This window comes from Gemmatimonadaceae bacterium (assembly GCA_035533755.1).
Taxonomy (GTDB): domain Bacteria; phylum Gemmatimonadota; class Gemmatimonadetes; order Gemmatimonadales; family Gemmatimonadaceae; genus JAGWRI01.
Map to the genome: position 1 here is coordinate 49,916 of DATLTC010000067.1, position 21,304 is coordinate 71,219.

Sequence of the window (21,304 nt, forward strand, 5' to 3'; positions counted from 1 at the left end):
CGATCGGCGTCCGCTCACGGGTTCGGATCGTGGAGCACTCTCTTCACCGCCTCGCCCAGCGATTCGATGGAGAACGGTTTCTGGAGGAACCCCGTGCCGGGGCGCAACATGCCGTGTTGGCCGATGGCCTCGTCGGTGTATCCCGACACGAAGAGCACGCGCAACGCGGGAAAGGTGGCGGCGAGCTGGCCGGCGAGCTCACGCCCATTCATGCGCGGCATGAGCAGGTCGGTGACGAGCAGGTCGATCACCGGCCCGCCGCGGGCGACGATGGCGAGCGCCTCGTCGCCGTCGGCCGCGGCGACCACGGTGTAACCCAGTCGCTCGAGGACGCGGCACGTGATGCGGCGCACGGCGTCCTCGTCCTCCACGACGAGCACCGTCCGGTGGCCGTCGCCGGCCGGGGCGCGCACGGCGGCAGTGGACAGCGGCGTGGCGCGTCCGGCGCGCGGGAGCAGGATGCGGAACGTCGTTCCACGACCGGGCGCCGACTCGACCGTGATGAAGCCGTTGCTCTGGCGGATGATCCCGTAGACCATGGACAGGCCGAGCCCCGTGCCCTCGGGAGCCGGCTTGGTGGTGAAGAACGGCTCGAACACCCGGGCCCGGGTGATGGCGTCCATACCTGTTCCCGTATCGCGCACCAGGAGCTCGGCGTAATCCCCCGCCGGGATGGTGAGCGCGTCGGCCGACGCGTCCTCCCGCAACGTCACGTTCTGCGTGGACAGGAGGAGCGTGCCGCCGGCGGGCATCGCGTCGCGGGCGTTGACGGCCAGGTTCATGATCACCTGCTCCACCTGGCCGGGATCCACGCGCACGGGCCAGGTGGTGGGGGCGAGCTGCGTCTGCAGTTCGATGTCCTCGCCGATCACGCGGCCGAGCAGCATCCGGACGCGCTCCACGACGTCGTGGAGCGGCACGATCTCGATGCGCATCACCTGCTGCCGGCTGAACGCGAGGAGCTGCCGGGTGAGCGCCGCGGCGCGATCGGCGGACCGGCGGATATCCTGCACGTCGGCCGTCGCGTCGGCGTCGTCGCGCAGGCGCTCGAGCAGGAGTTCGGAGTAGCCGATGATCGACGTGAGCACGTTGTTGAAGTCGTGGGCGACGCCCCCCGCCAGGCGGCCCACCGCCTCCATCTTCTGGGCGTGCCGCAGCTCATGCTCCAATTGCACGCGTTCGCTCACGTCGCTGATGGTGGAGACGCGCACCGGGCGGCCGTCCACGATCGTGTCTCGCGACCAGACGTCGACGCGGAACACGGACCCGTCCTTGCGACGGTGGCGCACCGCCGATGCCTTCCAGAACCCGTGCGGCATGGCGGCGAGCACCTTCCGCACCTCCGCGTGGTCTTCCGGCGGCCGGACCTCCAGCACCGACAGGCCGATGAATTCTTCGCGAGAATAGCCGTACTGCTCCACGGCCGCCTGGTTCACGGCCACGATGCGGTGCGACTGGGCATCGAACATCAGGACCGGCAGCGCCACCGACTCGTAGATCTGCCGGTACCAGTCCGCCGATGCGGGAGTTCCGGGATCCTGCAACGGGCTCTGATCGGACGAACGATCAGCGGTAGGTCTGGACAGAAGCGCCTCGTGAACGCGTGCCGTGAATGTGCCGCGCCCCGGACGGCCAGGGGCGGCGGCCGGCGGCATGTCAGCCGGCAGCGCCCTGTCGCGCGACAGCGGCGTCGCTCAGAAGATTTATCATGAAGGCCCGATGCGGCGCTAGCCCCTCGGCGCGCGGGCGGCGCCCCGGATCAGGGCACGGGCGCCGTGGGCAGGGTCCGTTCCTTCCACCACGCGTACAGCACCGGGATCACGATCAGCGTGAGCAGCGTGCTCGAGATCATGCCGCCGATCATGGGCGCCGCGATGCGGCGCATGACGCTCGCGCCGGTGCCGTGGCCCCAGAAGATCGGGAGCAGGCCGGCCATGATCGCGGTCACCGTCATCATCTTGGGGCGCACCCGCTCCACGGCGCCCTCGATGATCGCCGCGTAGAGATCGTGCGCCGTGGGCGGTTCACCGCGCTTCTGGTGCGCGCTCCACGCGTGGTTGAGGTAGATGAGCATGATCACCCCCGTCTCGGCGGCCACGCCGGCGAGCGCCGTGAACCCGATGGCCACCGCCACCGACCAGTTGTAGCCGAGCAGCCAGACCAGCCAGAGCCCGCCGACGAGCGCGAAGGGCAGCGACGCCATCACCAACAGCGTGTCGCCCACCGTGCGGAAGTTGAGGAAGAGCAGCAGGAAGATGATCCCGAGCGTGGCCGGAATCACGATCGTCATCCGCGCCGCGGCGCTCTGCATGTATTCGTACTGCCCGCTCCAGACCAGCCGATACCCCGGCGGCAGCACCACCGCCCGATCCACGGCGCGCTGCGCGTCGCGCACATAGCCGCCGATGTCGCGCCCCGTGACGTCGATGTACACCCACGCCGTGGGCATCGCGCCCTCGGTGCGCACGACCATCGGCCCCGCCTCTTCGCGGATCGTGGCCACCTGCCCCAGCGGCACCTGGGCCACGCGCCCGACGGCGGCCGGCGCGCCGCCCATGGCACCGCCCGAGGTGTCGGTGGCCGCGCCGCCCGCCACCGGCACCAGCACCTGCGCCAGGCGCTCGGGGGTGTCGCGCAGTTCCTGCGGATAGCGCACGCGCACGTCGTAGCGCTCGCGCCCCTCCACCGTCTGGGTCACGGTCATGCCACCGACGGCCGCCGCGATCACCGTCTGGATGTCGCCCACGTTCAGCCCGTAGCGCGCCGCCGCCGCGCGATCGATCTGGATGTCCAGATAGTACCCCGACACCGCGCGCTCGGCGAAGGCGCTACGCGTGCCGGGCACCGTGCGCACCACGCGCTCGACCTCCTCGCCGATGCGCTGCAGGGTGGCCAGATCGGGGCCGAAGACCTTCACGCCCACCGGCGTCCGGATGCCGGTCGACGTCATGTCGATGCGGTTCTTGATCGGCATCGTCCACGCATTCACCACGCCCGGGATCCGGAGCGCCGAATCCATGGCCGCGACCAGCCGGTCCTCGGTCATGCCGGCGGGCCATTGCGCGGTGGGCTTCAGCGTGATCGTGGTCTCGCTCATGTCGAGTCCGGCGGGATCGGTGGCCGTGTTGGCGCGTCCGGCCTTGCCCCACACCTGCGCCACTTCGGGAAACCGCATGAGGATCGCGTCCTCGATGCGCAACAGTTCCTGCGCCCGCGCCACGCTGATCCCGGGCATCGTGGTGGGCATGTAGAGCAGCGTGCCCTCATCCAGCGGCGGCATGAACTCGCTGCCCATGCGCGACCAGGGAATCCAACTGAGCGCCAGCACGGCCAGCGCCACCGTCACCACGACCCCGCGATATCGGAGCACGGCGTCGATGACCGGGCGGTACAGCCGGATGAGCCAGGCGTTGAGCGGGTTGGCGCGCTCGCGGAACAGCCGGCCGCGAATGAACAACCCCATCGTCACCGGCACGAGCGTGACCGAGAGCAGGCTGGCCGCCGCCATGGCGAACGTCTTGGTGAACGCCAGCGGCCGGAACAGCCGTCCCTCCTGGCCCCCGAGGGCGAACACGGGGAGGAACGACACCGTGATGATGAGCAGCGAGAAGAAGAGCGACGGGCCGACCTCGCGCGCCGCCTCGAGCGCCACGGTCCACCGCTGCGCCGCGGTGAGCGACCGCGTGTCGAACGTGCGCCCGCCGTCGTCGCCGCTCTGGGCCACCACCGCGCGCTCGAGATGCTTGTGCATGTTCTCGATCATCACGATGGCGGCGTCGATCATCGCCCCCACGGCGATGGCGATGCCGCCCAGGCTCATGATGTCGGCCCCCACCCCGGCCAGCCGCATGGCGACGAACCCCAGCAGGATGCCCACCGGGAGCGTGAGGATGGCCACCAGCGCCGACTGCGCGTGCAGCAGGAAGAGCAGGCACACGAGCGCCACGACGATGCACTCCTCGAGCAGCGTGCCGCGTAACGTGGCGATGGCGCGCAGGATCAGGTCGCTCCGGTCGTACACCGGGCGCACCACGACGCCGCGCGGCAGGGTCTTCTCCACCTCGGCCAGCCGCTGCTTGACGGCGCGGATCGTGGTGAGCGCGTTCTGCCCGAAGCGCATGATGACGATGCCGCCCACGGCGTCGCCGCGCCCATCGAGGTCGGTGACCCCGCGGCGCACGGCGGGCCCCACGCTCACGCGCGCCAGGTCGGCCACCGAGATCGGCGTGCCTCCGGCCGTGGCGCCCACCACCACCTTCTCGATATCGCCGATCGATTTGAGATAGCCGAGCCCGCGCACCATGTACTCGCGCTCCGAGAGCTCCATCACCATCGCCCCCACGTCGCCGTTCGCGTTCCGGATGGCGCTCATCACGCGCGTGATGGGAATGCCATAGGCGAGCAGCTTGGCGGGGTCCACGTCCACCTGATACTGCTTCTCGAATCCGCCCACCGACGCCACCTCGGACACGCCGGGCACGGCGGTGAGCGCATAGCGCAGCGTCCAGTCCTGCAGGCTGCGCATGTCGGCCAGCGACAGCCGGCCGGTGGTGTCCTCGAGCGCGTACTGATACACCCAGCCGAGGCCGGTGGCATCGGGGCCCAGCGTGGGCGTGACCGTAGCCGGCAGCTTGCGTTTCAGGCCGCTCAGGTATTCGAGCACGCGCGTGCGGGCCCAGTACAGATCGGTGCCGTCGTCGAAGATGATGTACACGAACGACACGCCGAAGAACGAGTACCCGCGCACCGTGCGCGCGCCCGGCACTTTGAGCATCTCGGCGGCGATGGGATACGTGACCTGATCCTCGACGATGCGGGGCGCCTGGCCCTCGTAGTCGGTCTGGACGATCACCTGCACGTCGCTGAGATCGGGCAGCGCGTCGAGCGGCGTCATCCGCACGGCCCAGATGCCCACCAGCACCGCGGCCACGGTGCCTACGAGCACGAGGAACGGATTGCGCACCGACCATCCGATGATCCATTTCAGCATCGTGGTCTCCTAATGGTGGTCGTGCGGCGTGGGCGCCTTCATGCCGGGCATCCCGGGCATGTCGGGCGCGGTGTCGGGCCTGGCCGCCTTGCCGGCCTTCGCCGCCGGCGCGACGTCCATTCCCGGCATGTTCCCCATCCCGCCCAGCGCCTCGTCCAGATTCGACTCGGCATCGATGAGGAACGTGGCCGAGGTGACCACGGTGTCGCCGAGGCTCAACCCGGCGAGCACGGCGATCCGGTCGTCGCCGGCGAGCCCGAGCGTGACGTCCCGGGCCTCGAGCATGCCGTCGGGACGCTTCACGAACACGATGTTGCGTTCGCCGGTGGAGAGCACCGCCGCGCGCGGCACGCTGAGCGTGTTGGGCGCCCCGCGGATGGTCATCCGCAGCGTGGCGAACATGCCCGGCTTGAGGGCGAGCCCGGGATTGGTGAGCTCCACGCGCACGCTCGCGGTGCGGGTCTCGGCATTGAGCGTGGGCGCGATGAACGTGATCCGTCCTGTCCGGGTCACGCCCGGCAGCGCCTCGAAGCTGGCGTCCACCGTCTGACCCAGCCGCACGCCGGGCAGATCGCGCTCGAACACCTCGCCCTCGATCCACACGCGGCTCAGATCCACCACCCGGTACAACGCGTCGCCCGCCATGATGCGCTGGCCGGCCACCACCGACTTGTCCACCACCACGCCGCTCACCGGCGAGCGCAGCGTGAGATTCTTGCGCACGACGCCGGTGGATTCCACCTGCGCGATCTCGGCGGCCGGGATATCCCAGTACGACAGGCGCCGGCGGGCGCCGCTCACCAACTCGGCGGCGCCCCGCTGGGCGTCGGCCGTGCCGTGCGACACGCCCGCCTGCAACCGCTTGGCGAGCACCAACTCCTCCTCGGCGGCCACGGCCATCGGCGCGTAGATCGTGAGCGTGGGCTCGCCGCGGCGCACCGGCTGACCCGTGAAGTTGACGTACAGCGAGTCCACCCAGCCGTCGAGCCTGGAGGAGATGGTCGAGACCCGCCGCTCGTCGTACGCCACCTGCCCCACGGTGCGCACTTCGTGGTCCACCGGCGTCATGGTGGCGGCGGCGTACGTGACCCCGATGCGATGGGCTTCGGCCGGCGTGAGCATGACGGGCTGCTGGGCCGCGGCGCCGACTGCAGTGTCGGCGGCCGCCATCGCCGGGGCGGGCGTGGGTGCGGGTTCCGGACGGCGTCCTCCGAAGTAGGCCGCGACCACCGCCGCCGCCACCACGAGCGCTCCCGCGATCCATCCGAGCGGCGCGCGCCACCGGGACCGGCGCGCGTTCGAGTTGTCCGTCATCGATCACCTCCGGCCGCCGGCACGGCGGTCGAGTCTGCGTTCATGAGATCGCGGGCCACCAGCGCCTCTAGGTCGGCCCAGGCTTTGCCCTCGTCGGCCTGGAGCGTGTACAGCGCCTGCTGGTACCGGTTCACCGCCATGCGGTCGTCGAGCACCGTCGTGAAGTCCACCTGTCCCACCCGGTAGCTGGCGAGGGCGGACGTGGCCGCCGCATCGGCCTGCGGAATGACCGTGAAGCGATAGAGCGCGGCCAGCCGCCGCGCGCGCATGAGGGCGGCGTACGCCCCGATCACCGCGGCGCGGGTGTCGGCCTGCGTCACGCGGAGTTCCGCGCTGTTCATGGCCAACATCGCCGCCGCCGCTTCTCGCGCCTTGTCCTGCCGCGAGCGCGCGAACACGGGGATGGACGCGCCGACCATGAGGCTGCCCATGAACGTGTTGGTCATGCCGGCGGTGGGCCGGGCCAACTGGACGCCCACCGCGAGATCGGGCCATACGTCGCGGTCGGCGAGCGCGCGTTGACGGTCGGAGGCCGTGACCGCCGCTTCGCCGGCCCGCACATCGGGCCGGTCGCGCAGCGCGAGCCCGACGAGCGAATCCATCGGGGGGACGTCGACCGGGAACGCCGGCAACACGGGCGACGGCACCGTCGCATCGGCGTCGCGATCGAGTTGGGCATTGAATTGCGCGGCGGTGCCCTGTCGCATGGCCACCAGGCGCAGCGTGTCCTCGCTCATCCGCGCCAGCTCCACCTGCGCGCGGAGCACGTCGGCCTGCTGCGCCTGCCCCACGCGATAGAGCGCCTGCGCCGTGGCTTCGATGTCGGCGAGCAGCGCCGTGGTGCGGCGCGCCACGGCCAGCTGTTGGTCCGATTCATAGAGCGCGTAGAACGCTCCGGCGAGTTCGCGATGCGCGGTCCACAACGCCCCGTCGGCCCGGCGCCGCGACAGCTCGCCCTCGGCGCGGGCCGCCTGTCCGGCGAGCGCGAGTTTGCCCGGCAGCGGGATCATCTGCATGACCTGCAGCTGGATCATGCCCAGCGGGTCCATCGGGCTCAGACCGGGCAGCGCGTAGTTCATGAATCCGAGTTGCACTTGCGGGTCGGGCGGGAGCGACGCGGAGGGAATCATCGCCGCCGTGGCGTCGGCGAAGGCGCGCGCAGCGGCCACGCCCGGATTCCGGGTGGCCAGCGCGCGGTAGGCGTCGCCGAGCCGCAGCACGGTGTCGGCGCCGATGCCCTGCGCCGCGGCGTCCGCCGGCGTGACGAGGCCGATCGCGGCATTGAAGAGGAACACCGCGGTCGCCGCGCGGCACGCGCGACGCCGGATGCGCCGCAGGATGGCTTGCATGATGATTGTTCTCCGCTTGGCGCCCGGGTTCGAAACCAGGACGCGTCCACCACGTGCCCACGATGCGAGATGCGCCGCGGGCGGTTGTCCGCTCAGGTGTGGTGGATCAGGCGCGCGGAGGGGGAGGCTCGGGAGCGCGCACGATGCTCCGCAGCGTCTGCACGCGCATCACCTGCGCGCCGTTCACGACGGGCCACAGGGGCGACGGGGCAGCGACCGACGACGCGAGCGCGGTGACGCCGCACACGCCCATCGCGGCGCAGGCGCCGCAGGGCATGGACGACGGACATGGCGCGCCGTGCGATCCGCCCGGGACCGTCGCGGCCGGGCTACCGGGCGCCGGGGCCATTCCGCCCATCGCGCCCATGTCATTCGCGTTCATCGGACACGCACACGGCCCCGCCGCCGCCAACCCAAGACCCTGGGTGCAGGCGAAGACGAGCATGAGTGCAATGGCACGGCGAACGCGGCGTGGATGCATGGCTGACAATCAATATGGTGGATCCGCGTGCGCGATGTCAGGGAATCTCCGGTGGATGGTCGGGGAGTTTCCGCGACGCCCGACGCCCCGATCCCCGACTGCGCCCGGATCGCCCATGTCCATACGTGCTGGCAACTGATCGTCCATCGGTTGCATGGGACTCGCGGGCCGGCGTCGGCTCCTCCGATCCCGCCACCACTCGAGAGGATGAATTCGATGCCTCGCTCGTCCGTATCGTTCCTGATTGCCGTCGCCGCGGTGGTGGCTTCCGCGTGCAGCGGGGGTTCGTCGTCCACGTCCACCACCGCGCCGCCGAGCGCGACGGCCACCGAAGTCCGCGCCGTGGTTCCGGCCGGCGGCGCCACCGGGGTGAACCCCTCGGCGCCGATCGTGCTCTCGTTCACGCATGCCATGCAGACCGGCATGGCGGCATACGTGTCGCTTCATGAGGGCACGCTCACCGGCGCGACGGTAGCGGGAGTGGCCACCTGGTCCACCGACCGGATGACCCTGACCTTCACCCCCACCACGGCCCTCAAGGCGCACACCACGTACGTGCTACATATGGGCGGCGGGATGGTGGACGCGAACGGCAAGACGGTGGACCTGAGCACCTGTCCGCAGTTCGGCGGCCAGCTCGCGACCGGGCAGATGATGGGTGGCGGCGGGATGATGAACGGCGGCGAGATGGGTCAGGGGTGGCAGACGCCCGGCGGGGCCGGCTATGGCATGGAGTTCACGTTCACCACGGCGTAGCGCGCTGGGGGGAAGGCGCCGGACGAGGGGTCGGCGACCGGCTGAACGACAAAGACTAGGCCCGGCGGGTGCCGGGCCGCCGCCGGATGGTCTAGCTTGGGACGGCATGGACCATGAATCCCGATCTCGGACACGGGACAGGCGGGAGGTCGCCGTCGACCGGCTCGTGTTGGTGAGCAACCGGCTGCCGTTCCGCGCCGAGCGCCGTGGCAATGCGGTGACGCTCACGCGGTCGCCGGGCGGGCTGGTGAGCGCCATCGAGCCGGTGCTCCACGAACGCGGCGGGGTATGGATCGGGTGGCCCGGAATCGGCCGGGAGGAGCTGGAAGCCGCAGGCGGGCTGAGCCTGCCGCGAGCCAAGGGCGTGCGTTACGAGGCGGTGCCGCTCACCGCTCATGAGGTGTCGCTCTACTACGCCGGATTCTCCAACCGCACGCTGTGGCCGCTGTTCCACTACTTCGTGGGGCGCACGGCGATCGACGCGAGCACGTGGCGCGTGTACGACGCGATCAACCAGCGATTCGCGGAGACGGCGGCGCCGTTCGCCAGGGCCGGCGAGCTGGTGTGGGTGCAGGATTACCAGTTGCTGCGCACGCCGCACCACCTGCGGCAACTCGTACCCGGCGCGCGCATCGCGTCGTTCCTTCACATCCCATTCCCGGCGACCGACGTGTTCCGCGTCCTCCCGTGGTCGCGGGATCTGCTCCGCGGCATGCTGGCCGCCGACGTGGTGGGCTTCCAGGTGGACAGCTACGCCGATCACTTCCTGACGAGCGCGGCGCGTCTGCTCGGGTGTGAAACGGACCGCAACGCGCGCCTCGTGCGCTTCGAGGGGCGCACCGTGACCGTGGTCGCGAATCCGATCAGCATCGACGCGGATCTCGTGGCCTCGCTCGCTCAGGCCACCGGTCCTCGGACCAGGAACGCCGCGCGGGTACGCGACATCCTCGGCGTGGACCGGCTGGACTACACCAAGGGCGTGCACGAGCGGCTGCTCGCGGTGGAGCGGCTGCTCGAGCGGTGGCCCGAATACCGCGGCCGGATCGTGTTCACGCAGCTCCTCGTGCCGAGCCGAGAACGCGTGGCCGAGTACTCGCAGCTCAAGCGGGAGATCGACGAGACCGTAGGCCGCATCAACGGCCGCTTCTCGCAGGCCGGCTGGACGCCGATCCGCTATCTGGTGCGGTCGTTGCCGCCCGAGGAGTTGGTGCCGCTGTATCGCGCCGCCGACGTGGCGCTGGTGACGCCGCTCCGGGACGGCATGAATCTGGTGGCCAAGGAATACGTGATGGCGCAGGCCACGCTGAGCGGCGTGCTCGTGCTGTCGGAGATGGCGGGGGCGGCCGAGGAGTTGCAGGAAGCGGTGGTGGTGAATCCGTTCGACGTCGACGCGGTGGCGGAGGGGCTGCACCGGGCCCTCTCGATGCACGAGCACGAGCGGCGCTCGCGCATGTCGGCGTTGCGTGACCGCGTGCGCACGCACGACGTGCACGCGTGGCTGCGCGGGTTCCTGGCCTCGGCCGACGGCGCCGCCGGCCGCGAGGCATCGCAGGAGTCGCCGGTGGACCAGGTGCGCAGGAGCCTCGCCCCGTGGCTCGCCGCGCGGCCGGCCACCGTGCTCTTCCTGGACTATGACGGCACCCTCACACCGATCGTCGACCGGCCGGAGGATGCCGATCTGTCGGCGCGCACCCGCGCCGTGCTGCTGCGCGCGGCGCGCAATCCAGCCCTGGAGGTGGTGATCGTATCCGGACGCGCGCTCGAAGACGTGCGTGAGCGCGTGGGCGTGCCGGGCATCACCTACGTGGGCGACCACGGATTCCAGATCGACGGCCCGGGGCTGTCGCTGCACCACGAGGGGCTGGAGCGGTATCGTGACGCGCTGGATCGCACGGTGGTGGAACTCGAGGGCCTGGGCGTGCCCGGCTCTCAGATCAAGCGCAAGCCGGCCACGATCAGCTACCACGTACGCCACGTGGCCGTGGACGACCGCGACGACGCCGAGCAGGCCGCGGTGCGGATCATGCGCCGGTACCGGCTGCGGGTCACGCGCGGCAAGCGGGTGGTGGAAGCTCGCCCGCCCGTGGATTGGCACAAAGGCCAGGCGGTGCTGTACGTCCTCATGCACCGCTACGGCGCCGACTGGCCGGCCCGCGTACGGGCCCTCTACATCGGAGACGACGTGACGGACGAGGACGCTTTCGCGTCGCTGCGCGGCATCGGCCGCTCGATTCGCGTGGGGGCGGGCGCGACTCCCGGCCCGACGAACGCGGAGTACCGCCTGCCCGACCCCGCCGACGTGGTGCAGCTCGTGCGATGGCTCGCGGCGGGTGGATTCGGCGGCACGCGTTCCTGACCCACCCCCGACGCATGCACGAGATCCGCATCGGCGACCACGGCATCATCGGCGACCTGCACACGGCGGCGCTGGTCGGCCTCGACGGCACGATCGACTGGTGGTGCACGCCGCGCTTCGATTCGCCGAGCATCTTTGCCGCGCTGCTCGACGCCGAACGCGGCGGACACTGGCGCATCGCGCCGGACGCCGGGCTCGCGCCGTGGACGGCCGGCCAGCGCTACGTGCCACGCACGAATGTGCTGGTGACCACGTTCCAGTCGGACCAGGGCACCGTCGAGCTCACCGACTTCATGCCCGTGGGGCCGGCGCGCGGACCGGCCCCGGAGATCCACCGGCGCGTGCGGTGCGTGCGCGGCTCGGCCCGCATGGACGTGTCGTACGCGCCGCGGTTCGGCTACGCGCAACGACAACCCGTGTTCGTCCTTCGGCGCCACGGGCTCATGGCCTGGGATGGCTACGACGACGTGCTGTCGCTTTCGGGGCCCGCCGACGTCGAGTGGAACATGGACGGGCACACGGCGACGATGGCGCTCGACCTGCGGGCCGGGATGTCGGCCTGGTTCGTCCTTCGGGCCGACGACGACGAGGTGCATCCCGTGAGGGACTACCGTCCGTCGCAGAAACTCGAGATGACCAAGCGCTGGTGGACGCAGTGGGCGTCGCAACTCGTGTACGACGGCCCCTACGGCGACGCGGTGGAGCGGAGTGCGCTGGCGCTCAAGCTCTGCTCGTACCATCCGTCGGGGGCGATCGTGGCCGCGCCAACCACCTCGCTCCCGGAATCGCATGGTGGGCACCGCAACTGGGACTACCGTTACGCCTGGCTGCGCGACTCGGCGTTCGTGGTGTACGCGCTGGACCGGCTGGGATTCGACGGCGAGGTGGTGGCGTTTCTCGATTTCCTCAAGCGCGTGGCACGCCGCCGCACGAGCCAGCACATCCAGATCATGTACGGCATCGACGGCCGGCGCGACCTGCCCGAGTCGACCCTCGCTCACTTGCGCGGCTACCACGGCGCGTCACCGGTCCGCATCGGCAATGCGGCGGCCACGCAGTTTCAGCTCGACGTGTACGGGGAGCTGCTCGAGACCGCGAGCATCTGGGCCCGCCATCACCCGCTGAGCGAGGGCCTGTGGAAGGTCCTGCGCGATCTCGTCGACTGGACGGCGCATCACTGGCGCGAACCGGATTTCAGCATCTGGGAGGCGCGGCAGGTACCCAAGCACTACGTGTACAGCAAGGTCATGGCGTGGACCGCGGTGGACCGCGGGATCAGCATCGCCCGGACGTGCGGACTCACCGCCGACGTCGACGGCTGGCGGAAGGCCGCCGACGAGATCCACGCCGACGTGCTGGAGCGCGGGTGGGATGCCGAACGGCAGACGTTCGTGCAGGCGTACGGCGAGCGCCAGCTCGACGCCGCGCTGCTCGTGATTCCTAAAGTGCGCTTCCTCCCCGCCGACGACCCCCGCGTGCGCAGCACGGTGCAGGCGGTGCGGCGCGAGTTGGGGGCGGGCGCGCCCGATCTGCTCTACCGCTATCGCTCGGAGGACGGACTGTCGGGCGACGAGGGCGCATTCATCGTCTGCTCGTTCTGGCTTGCCCAGGACCTGGCGCTTGGCGGAGATCTGGACGCCGGCGAGCAACTGTTCCGCGACCTGTTGCGGCGAGTGAACCACGTCGGCCTGATGGCCGAGGAGATCGATCCGCACACCGGAGAGCAGCTGGGCAACTTTCCACAGGCCCTGTCCCACGCCGCGCTTCTCAACACGGCATACATCCTCGAGCGCATGCGGGCCAGACTCGGCGCCGCGGCGCCGGTGCGTGACGCGCCACCGGACCAGGGAACCATTGTCTGACGCCGGACTTTGCGTTATACCCGGTGAGCGGGATGAGCGTCCGCAGATGCATTTCCACTCCTCACCAGGCGCGGCGCGGCCGCGCGGAGCAGCACCATGCGCAAGTGGAGCCGGCGGGACGTACTGAAAAGTGGCGTGATCGCCGCCGGCGGCGCGTTGCTCGGCGGCAAGGTGGGCCGGTTGGACGGAATGACGGTGGACGCCGATCCGCCGTTGTCGGTCTTGTCCTCCAACCCCCCTACCGCCCTACCGTCCTACCCCCCAAACACCCGCGACCGCCTGCTCCTCGACTTCGACTGGCGCTTTCACCTGGGGCACGCCAACGACCCAACGCAGGACTTCGGGTTCGGCGAGGGCGACGATGGCATCTTCGCCAAGACCGGCCGCATGTTCGCGCCGGCGCGCCCCAACTTCGACGCCAGCGCGTGGACCACCGTGGATCTGCCGCACGACTGGGCGGTGGAGCTGCCGTTCGTGGACGCGCCGACGCTCATGTCGCACGGGTTCAAGCCGCTCGGCCGCGACTACCCGGCCACGAGCATCGGATGGTATCGCAAGGTGTTCGCGATCCCGGCGGCCGACCAGGGGCGCCGGCTGTCGCTGGAGTTCGACGGCGTGTATCGCAACGCCATCGTCACGCTCAACGGGGCGTATCTCACCACCGCATTCAGCGGCTACGCGCCGTTCCGCGTGGACATCACCGACTTCGCCAACGTCGGCGGCGACAACGTGCTCGTGGTGCGCGTGGACGCCACCGAGAACGAGGGCTGGTTCTACGAGGGCGCGGGCATCTACCGGCACGTGTGGCTGGTGAAGACGCACCCGGTGCACGTGCCGCAGTGGGGCACGTACGTGACCAGCGACGTGAAGGGCGCGCGGGCGCGCGTGCGGCTGGAGACCGAGGTCGCCAACGAGAGCGACGCCGACGCGACCTGCCGCGTGGTGTCGCGCATCGTCGACGCGTCGGGCGCCGTGCGCGCCACCGTCGCCACGGACGGCGTCGTGGTGCCGGCGTGGAGCGCCGCCACCGTGACGCAGTCGGCGACGGTGACCGATCCTACGCTCTGGTCGCCGGAGACGCCGTACCTGTACCGCGTGGTCACCACGATCGAGATGGCCGGCGCCGCGGTGGACGCGTACGAGACGCCGCTCGGCATCCGCACGATGCGATTCGACGCCGACCAGGGCTTCTCGATCAACGGCAAGCGCGTGGAGCTCAAGGGCACGTGCAACCACCAGGACCACGCCGGGGTGGGCTCGGCCCTGCCCGACGCGCTGCAGGACTTCCGCATCGCCAGACTCAAGGACATGGGCAGCAACGCCTATCGGACGTCGCACAATCCGCCCACGCCCGAACTGCTCGACGCCTGTGACCGGCTGGGCATGCTGGTGCTGGACGAGACGCGCATGCTGTCGTCGAGCCCCGAGGCGCTGTCGCAATTCGAGCGGCTGCTCCGGCGCGACCGCAATCACCCGAGCGTGTTCTGCTGGTCGATCGGCAACGAGGAGCCCGTCCAGGGCACCAGCGAGGGCGCGCGCATCGCGACGTCCATGAAGCGGCTGGCGCGCCGGCTCGATCCGTCGCGTCCGATCACCGAGGCGATGAACGGCGCCTGGGGCACGGGGCTCTCGGCCGTGGTGGACGTGCAGGGCTTCAACTACGGCGACGGCGCGCGCATCGACGCCTTCCACACGCAGTTCCCCAAGCACTGGACGATGGGCACCGAGGTGGCGAGCACGGTGTCCACGCGAGGCATCTACGCCAACGACAAGACCCGCGGTTACGTGGAGGCCTACGACACCCAGAAGCCCCCCTGGGGCGCGACCGCCGAGGCGTGGTGGAGCACGTACTCGACGCGCGCGTTCCTGGCCGGTGGGTTCGTGTGGACGGGCTTCGACTATCGCGGCGAGCCCACGCCCTACGCGTGGCCGTGCATCAATTCGCACTTCGGGATCATGGACACGTGCGGATTCCCCAAGGACAACTTCTTCTATTACCAGGCATGGTGGGGCGCCAATCCCGTGCTGCACCTCTTTCCGCACTGGAACTGGGCGGGCCGCGAGGGCCAGGAGATCGAGGTGTGGGTGCACAGCAACCTCGATCGCGTGGAGTTGCTGCTCGACGGCAAGAGCCTGGGCGTCCAGACCGTGGCGCGCAACGCGCACCTGGCGTGGAAGGTGCCGTATCGCGCCGGCACGTTGGAGGCCCGCGGGTTCGCCAACGGCCGTCAGGTGCTGCGCACGACGCGCGAGACCACCGGCGCGCCGGCGGCGATCGCGCTCGTGCCCCATCGCGCGGGGATCGCTGCCGACGGCGAGGACGTTGGCGTGGTGGCCGTGCACGTGGTGGATGCGCAGGGGCGGGTGGTACCGGTGGCCGACAACGAGATCACGTTCGCCGTGTCGGGCACCGGGCGCCTGATCGGCCTGGGCAACGGCGACCCGAGCGATCATGGGGCGGACAAGGGCGCCGCTCGCCGCGCGTTCAACGGCGTCTGCATGGCCATCGTGCAGGCGTCGAAGACGCCCGGCGCGCTGCGCGTGGACGCCACGTCGCCGGGCCTCACCGGTGCGTCGCTCGTCATTCAATGCCATGCCGCGATGCCGCGCCCCTCGGCGTGAGCGCGTGGCGTGCCGCCTATTGCCTACCGTCCAAATGCATTTGCCAGATCCATCGCCTTGCCGTCGCGCGCCGTGAGCGGCGCCAGCTTCCATCGGTGCTCGATGGTGGCGAGGATCGACGCGGTCTCGTAGGTGGTGTGGTCCACGTAGCCCTTGCGGGCGAGCGGCGAGATCACGATCGCCGGCACGCGCGTGCCCGGCCCCCAGCGATCGATCTTCGGCGGCGACACCTGGTCCCAGAACCCGCCGTTCTCGTCGTAGGTCACGATGATCGCCGTGTCGTGCCAGTCGGGTCCGTTGCGCACGGCGTCGATGAGCGCCATCGCGTGCTGCTCGCCGCGCAGGAGGTTGGTGTATCCCGGATGTTCGTCGTCCGCGCCCGACGGTTTCACGAACGACACCGCGGGCAGCGTGCCGGCCCTGGCGGCGGCGATGAAGTCGTTCTCGTCCAGCAGATGCTCCGCTCGGGCCTTGGTGCCCGGCGCATACGCCGCGAAGTACGCGAACGGCTGGTGATGGTACTGGAAGTCATCCGGCGGATGCCCCGCCTCGGCGGCCTTCCAGCCCCCCGCATACCACGCCCATGAGAGCCCGGCGTTGGTGAGCCGGTCGCCGATCGTCGCCATGGTCTGCGCCGGCACGAGTTGATCGGCGGGCACCGACCTGGGATACGGCCCGCCGGCCGGGAAGGCCGTGTTCACCACGTATCCATCGGGCGTCACGGCGCCGTCGCGCCGCAGGCGTCCCGCCGAATCGACCGCGGCGATCATGGCCTCGGGCGCGTGCGGGAACACCGGCGTGGCGGCGGCCACGAGCCATACGTGGTTGAGAAAGGATCCACCGAACGCCGAGTGGAAGAACCGGTCGCAGAGCGTGTACTGCGCGGCGAGTCTGGCCAGCGGCAGGCTGTCGGTGCGGTAGTAGCCCATGGCCAGCCCCTTGGCGTCGCTCACCTGGGCAAAGCGGTCCATCGTGCCGCGGTCGATCTGCTCCTGCTCCTGGTAGAACCGGTGCACGAGATCGAGCGTTGGCTGGTCGCGGGCAATGAACCGCTCGATGGCGAACGGCGCGTTGGGCAGCGTGTCGGGGAGGCCCGAGTTGGCCGCCTGCGGCAGCGTGGTGTACACGTGACCCTGGGCGTCCACCTGCGGCGGCGCGTACGTGGCGTCGGCCAGTCCGATCGCGCCGGGAAACTGCCCGTACAGGTTGTCGAAGCTGCGATTCTCGAGGTAGATGACGACGAAGTGATTGACGCGCCCGAGGGCCGCATGGCGGTCGACCGGAGCCTTGGACCGGCAGGCGGTCGCGGCCACGGCGAGGGCGAGGATGACGAGTGTGGTCTTGCGCACGAGCACATCTCCAAGAAGCGCGGGCCGGGAAGCGAGGTGCGCCGCCCGGCCCGCGTGTGTGTTCCCCGGAAGGGGCGCTGCTAGGCGGCGGCGCCGTCTTCGGAATACATGCGGCATCCGATGTAGCCCGCAATGAGAAACTCGATGAGCGCGGCGATGGCTGCGACGCAGACGAGTTCGATGGACATCAGCCGGTCGAGATAGAACGAGCCGTACGCCAGCGAGGACACGAACCAGACGAACGCGGCCGCGCACATCCCCGTCTGGGCGCCGGCCCCGTACCGGGGGCGGATGGCCGCGTAGCACCAGACGATGCTGATGCCGAACAGAAGGTCCGTGCCGAGGCTGCCCACCATGGCCCGCTTGGAGTTCATGACGTCGGCCAGCACCCCGCTCATGGCGCCCGCCGTGCCGGCGGCCCACGGGCCAAGGACGTACGTCCATACGGCGTAGTCGAGCACCATCAGCACGATACCAGCCACCACACCGCCCACGATCACCTTCTGTCGGTTCATGGATGCCATGACCCCCTCCGGCCTCGGGTGGACTGCTCGGCACTGCAGACTCGTGATCCTGACGCGCCTCTACAGTAGGCCCAACCGGCCGTTGGGGCCAGAGGACGCCATCCGGGCGCCCCGGCGCCGCTCAGCCGTCCACGGCCTCGCGCATCACGTGCCAGAGCGCGGCCACGTGCTCGTACTCCGTGGCCTCGGCGCCGATGGACACCCGGGCCATCCACCGGCCGTCGAGCATGGACGGCGTGAGGTACGCTTCGCCCGACCGGTTGATCCGGTCCACCCAGCCCAGCGTGTGCTGGTCCAGCGCCTGGCCCGAGAGTCCGGGAGGCTCGTGTCGCACGCACACCGTCTGGAGCACCACCGGGGCGAGCACGCGCCAGTGCGACTCGGCGCGCACCTGGGCTTCGAGCCACTTCGCGTTGTCCATGTCCCGCCGGATGCGCGCCTGCAGCCCGCGCACCCCCTGGTCGCGGATGAGGAACCAGAGCTTGAGCGCGCGGAACCGGCGGCCCAGCGGAACGCCCCAATCGCGATAGTTCTTCACGCGGCCGTCCGCGGCGCTCTGCAGATAGCTGGGGTTGGTGGACATCACGCGCACCAGATGCTCGGGGTCGCGCACGTAGTACAGCGAGCAGTCGAACACCGCGCCCAGCCATTTGTGCGGATTGAGCACCAGCGAGTCGGCGGCCTCGACGCCGTCCCACATCCAGCGCAGCTCGGGCACGATCATCGCCGAACCCGCCATCGCGGCGTCCACGTGCAGCCACATGCCGTGCGCACGGGCCACGCGGGCGATGTCGCGCACCGGGTCCAGCGCCGTGGTCCCGGTGGCGCCCGTGGTGGCCACCACGGCGCACGGCACCCGGCCGGCGGCGAGGTCCTGGGCGACCAGATCGCGTAGCGCGTCGGCGCGCATCGCGTAGGCGTCGTCGTGCGGCACGATGCGCACGTTGTCGCGCCCGAATCCGGCGAGCAGCGCCGCCTTGTCCACCGAGCTGTGCGCGTGGGCCGACACGTACACCACGAGCGGCGCCGGTTGCCCCTGCAGGCCGCCGTGCGCGAGCGAGTAGTCGGTGGCGCGCTCGCGGGCGCAGACCAGCGCCACCAGGGTGCTCGTGGACGCCGTGTCCTGGATGACGCCGCTCCAGGCGTCGGAGAGGCCCACCATCTGGCGCATCCAGTCGGTGACCACTTCCTCGAGTTCGGTGACGGCCGGGCTCGCCTGCCACGACAGCCCGACCACGGCGAGCCCGCTGCTCAGGTAGTCGCCGAGCACGCCGGCCAGGGAGCCGGCGCTGGGGAAGTAGCCGAAGAATCTCGGCGACTGCCAGTGCGAGATGCCGGGCATGATGATGTCGTCGAAGTCGCGGAGCATGGCATCGAACGGCTCGCCCTGCTCGGGCGGCGCCGGCGGGAGCTTGGCTCTGATCTCCCCCGGCGCCGTCTGCGCCATCACGGGACGGTCGGCGATGCGCGCGCGATACTCGGCGACCCAGTCGGCGACGGCCTTGGCATGGGCGCTGAAATCGGAAGGATTCATGGGGCGTGCCAATGATGCCGGGGAACGCGGGCGGGCGCGCACCGTTCCCGCATGTGGACTTGCACTCTCGCCGCCGAGGGAAACATAGTATGGGCATGCCCGCCACAACGAGCCACTGGACCGTGGAGATGCGCAACGCGCTGCCCGACGACGGCCAGCGCTACGAGGTCATCGACGGGGAGCTGTTCGTGACGCCGGCGCCCCGGTGGGCGCATCAGGAGGCGGTGGGCCGCCTGCACTTGCTCCTCGCGCCGTACGTGGCCGCGCAGGCGGTGGGCCACGTCATCCTTTCTCCCGCCGACGTCGAGTTCGCGCGCGACACCGTGGTGGAGCCCGATCTGTTCGTGGTGCCGTTGGTGGACGGGCGCCGCCCGCGCGATTGGCGTGAAGCGGGGCACATGCTGCTGGCCATCGAGGTCCTGTCACCGACCACGGCGCGGCTGGACCAGGGACGCAAGCGCGCGCTGTATCAGCGGCAAGGCGTGGACGAATACTGGATCGTGGATGTGGACGGCCGGGTGATGCAGCGTTGGCGGCCGGGGGACGACCGTCCCGAGGTCCTGAGCGAGCGGTTGACCTGGGCGCCGCCGGGCGCCGAGTCGGCGCTGGCGATCGACCTGGCAACATTCTTCGCGGACATCGCGGGGGAGTAGGCCGGCGGCGGGACGTATGCCGCGGGCGTCCGCCCTACTCCGCAAACTCCTGCATCACCGCCACGCACCGGCGCACGTCGTCGGCGTTGCTGGCCATGCCCACCGACGCACGCAGCGCGCCCACGGCGACGTCGGGGCCCATGCACTGCGCGAATCGCTCCAGCGTGAACCCCTGGGCCGTGTCGCGCATGCAGCGCGCGGCGTCGGTTGCCGCGAAGCCGAACGCCCACTCGCCCGCGCCCGGATTGCAGAAGCAGCCGCCGCGCACCGAGACGCCGGCCTCGCGGGCCCGCCGCTCCACGATACCGTACGGGATGGGCCGGCCGGCCGCGTCGAGCAGATTGAACGCCACGGTGCCGCCTCGCGCGTCCATGGTCCGCGGACCGTAGATCACCACCACGGGCGCGCCGTTGCCGTGGGCCAGGCTCTGCAGGCCGTGCAGCATCTCACTGGTGAGCACGCGCACGTGCGCCGACAGGCGGTCGATGTCGATCTCGCGCATGAATGCGAGGCCGGGGGCGATCCCCGCCACGCTCAGGAAGTCGGGTGTGCCGTCCTCGAACCGCTCCGGACCGGCGCGGAGTTGGTGCATGTCGTTCTGCACCGAGACAAAATCCACCGTCCCACCGGCAAACCACGGACGGCGCAACCTGGCCAGCGCGTCGTGCCGCGCCACCAGCGCGCCGACGCCGGTGGGGTAGCCGAAGACCTTGTAGAACGACACCGCCACGAAGTCCGCCGGTACGGCGCGCAGGCTCAACCGATTGGCGGGCACGTACGCCGCGGCATCGAGCAGCACGTCGTAGCCAAGGCCGCGCGCGCGCTCCACCAGATCCAGCGGGTGTTTGACGCCCGAGAAGTTGGACTGCGCGGAATAGGCGAACAGCCGGGGGCCGGTGCCGAGGCGCGCCGCCGCGTCGAGCGCCTGGTCCACGCCGGGCATCCGCAACTCCTCGTCCAGCGGCAGGTAGGTCACCCGCGCGCCGGCGCGGCGCGCGAATTCGCGCACGCCGTTCACGGCATTGTGGTTGTCGGCCGACAGGACGTAGGCGCCGGCGCTCGTGAACGGGTAGCTCTCCGCCACGAGCTTGATGGCCGCGCTGGCGTTGGCCGTGAAGACCACGGCGTAGTCTGCGGGATCGGCGTCGAGGAAAGCCCGCACCGAAGCCCGGGCCTCCTCGATGATGGCCGTACTCGCCAGCGATGGGTCGTGCGCGGAGTGCGGATTGCCGAACACGCCGTCGCGCAGCCGCTCGAAGTGCGCGCGCACCAGCCGCTCGGGATAGAGCCCGCTCCCCGTATAGTCGAGATACGCCTGCTGCCGGCGCTCCAGACGCGCGAATTCGCGGCGGCGCAGTTCCGCGAAGAACGTTTCGGTCTGGACGGTGGCTTCGGCGAGGGTGAGCATCTCCTCGGGAATATACGACGCGCGGGCGTGTGTGGCGTGCCCGGGCAACACGAAGCGAGGGGCGGCCCCGCAGGACCGCCCCTCGCCACCTCGGCTACCCCACCCC

The 21,304-nt window shown here is 70.5% G+C and carries 14 protein-coding genes; 5 read left to right on the forward strand and 9 right to left on the reverse strand.

The window, feature by feature from the left end; genetic code table 11:
* Positions 1–14: 14 nt before the first annotated feature.
* From VNE60_10620 to VNE60_10640, 5 genes are all read right to left on the reverse strand, one after another.
* Positions 15–1,544 (reverse strand): response regulator, encoded by a 1,530-nt coding sequence (locus VNE60_10620; GenBank protein ID HVB31968.1) that lies wholly within the window; start codon positions 1,542–1,544, stop codon positions 15–17.
* Between the two features lie 215 nt (positions 1,545–1,759).
* A complete protein-coding gene (locus tag VNE60_10625; GenBank protein HVB31969.1) occupies positions 1,760–4,990 on the reverse strand; it encodes a CusA/CzcA family heavy metal efflux RND transporter in 3,231 nt (1,076 codons plus the stop codon).
* 9 nt (positions 4,991–4,999) lie between these two features.
* A complete protein-coding gene (locus tag VNE60_10630; protein ID HVB31970.1) occupies positions 5,000–6,304 on the reverse strand; it encodes an efflux RND transporter periplasmic adaptor subunit in 1,305 nt (434 codons plus the stop codon).
* Entirely contained in the window at positions 6,301–7,653 is a 1,353-nt protein-coding gene (locus tag VNE60_10635; protein HVB31971.1) for a TolC family protein, read from the reverse strand. The genes VNE60_10630 and VNE60_10635 overlap by 4 nt, the downstream gene beginning before the upstream one ends.
* Positions 7,654–7,759: 106 nt before the next feature.
* Positions 7,760–7,930 (reverse strand): hypothetical protein, encoded by a 171-nt coding sequence (locus VNE60_10640; protein ID HVB31972.1) that lies wholly within the window; start codon positions 7,928–7,930, stop codon positions 7,760–7,762.
* A gap of 420 nt (positions 7,931–8,350) precedes the next feature.
* Between VNE60_10640 and VNE60_10645 the strand changes: the two genes are divergently transcribed.
* From VNE60_10645 to galA, 4 genes are all read left to right on the forward strand, one after another.
* Positions 8,351–8,890, forward strand: coding sequence for an Ig-like domain-containing protein (locus VNE60_10645; protein ID HVB31973.1), 540 nt, complete (start codon positions 8,351–8,353; stop codon positions 8,888–8,890).
* A 106-nt stretch (positions 8,891–8,996) separates the two neighbouring features.
* Positions 8,997–11,246: a bifunctional alpha,alpha-trehalose-phosphate synthase (UDP-forming)/trehalose-phosphatase gene (locus VNE60_10650; GenBank protein HVB31974.1), complete on the forward strand. Its 2,250-nt coding sequence runs from the start codon at positions 8,997–8,999 to the stop codon at positions 11,244–11,246.
* A gap of 14 nt (positions 11,247–11,260) precedes the next feature.
* Positions 11,261–13,108, forward strand: a complete 1,848-nt coding sequence (locus tag VNE60_10655) for a glycoside hydrolase family 15 protein (GenBank protein HVB31975.1) — start codon at positions 11,261–11,263, stop codon at positions 13,106–13,108.
* Positions 13,109–13,204: 96 nt separating this feature from the next.
* Positions 13,205–15,730, forward strand: a complete 2,526-nt coding sequence (gene galA / locus VNE60_10660) for a beta-galactosidase GalA (protein ID HVB31976.1) — start codon at positions 13,205–13,207, stop codon at positions 15,728–15,730.
* Between the two features lie 23 nt (positions 15,731–15,753).
* Here galA and acpA read toward each other — a convergent pair whose 3' ends face one another.
* From acpA to VNE60_10675, 3 genes are all read right to left on the reverse strand, one after another.
* Complete coding sequence (acpA, locus tag VNE60_10665; GenBank protein ID HVB31977.1) at positions 15,754–17,079, reverse strand: acid phosphatase; 1,326 nt, start codon at positions 17,077–17,079, stop codon at positions 15,754–15,756.
* 80 nt (positions 17,080–17,159) lie between these two features.
* Entirely contained in the window at positions 17,160–17,603 is a 444-nt protein-coding gene (locus VNE60_10670) for a hypothetical protein (protein ID HVB31978.1), read from the reverse strand.
* 121 nt (positions 17,604–17,724) lie between these two features.
* The gene (locus VNE60_10675) at positions 17,725–19,137 is read right to left on the reverse strand and encodes a pyridoxal-dependent decarboxylase (protein HVB31979.1); all 1,413 of its coding nucleotides are present in this window, start codon (positions 19,135–19,137) and stop codon (positions 17,725–17,727) included.
* Positions 19,138–19,232: 95 nt separating this feature from the next.
* Between VNE60_10675 and VNE60_10680 the strand changes: the two genes are divergently transcribed.
* A complete protein-coding gene (locus VNE60_10680) occupies positions 19,233–19,790 on the forward strand; it encodes a Uma2 family endonuclease (protein HVB31980.1) in 558 nt (185 codons plus the stop codon).
* A gap of 34 nt (positions 19,791–19,824) precedes the next feature.
* Here the strand turns inward: VNE60_10680 and VNE60_10685 are convergent, their stop codons facing one another.
* Positions 19,825–21,198, reverse strand: coding sequence for an aminotransferase class V-fold PLP-dependent enzyme (locus VNE60_10685; GenBank protein ID HVB31981.1), 1,374 nt, complete (start codon positions 21,196–21,198; stop codon positions 19,825–19,827).
* Between the last annotated feature and the right edge of the window lie 106 nt (positions 21,199–21,304).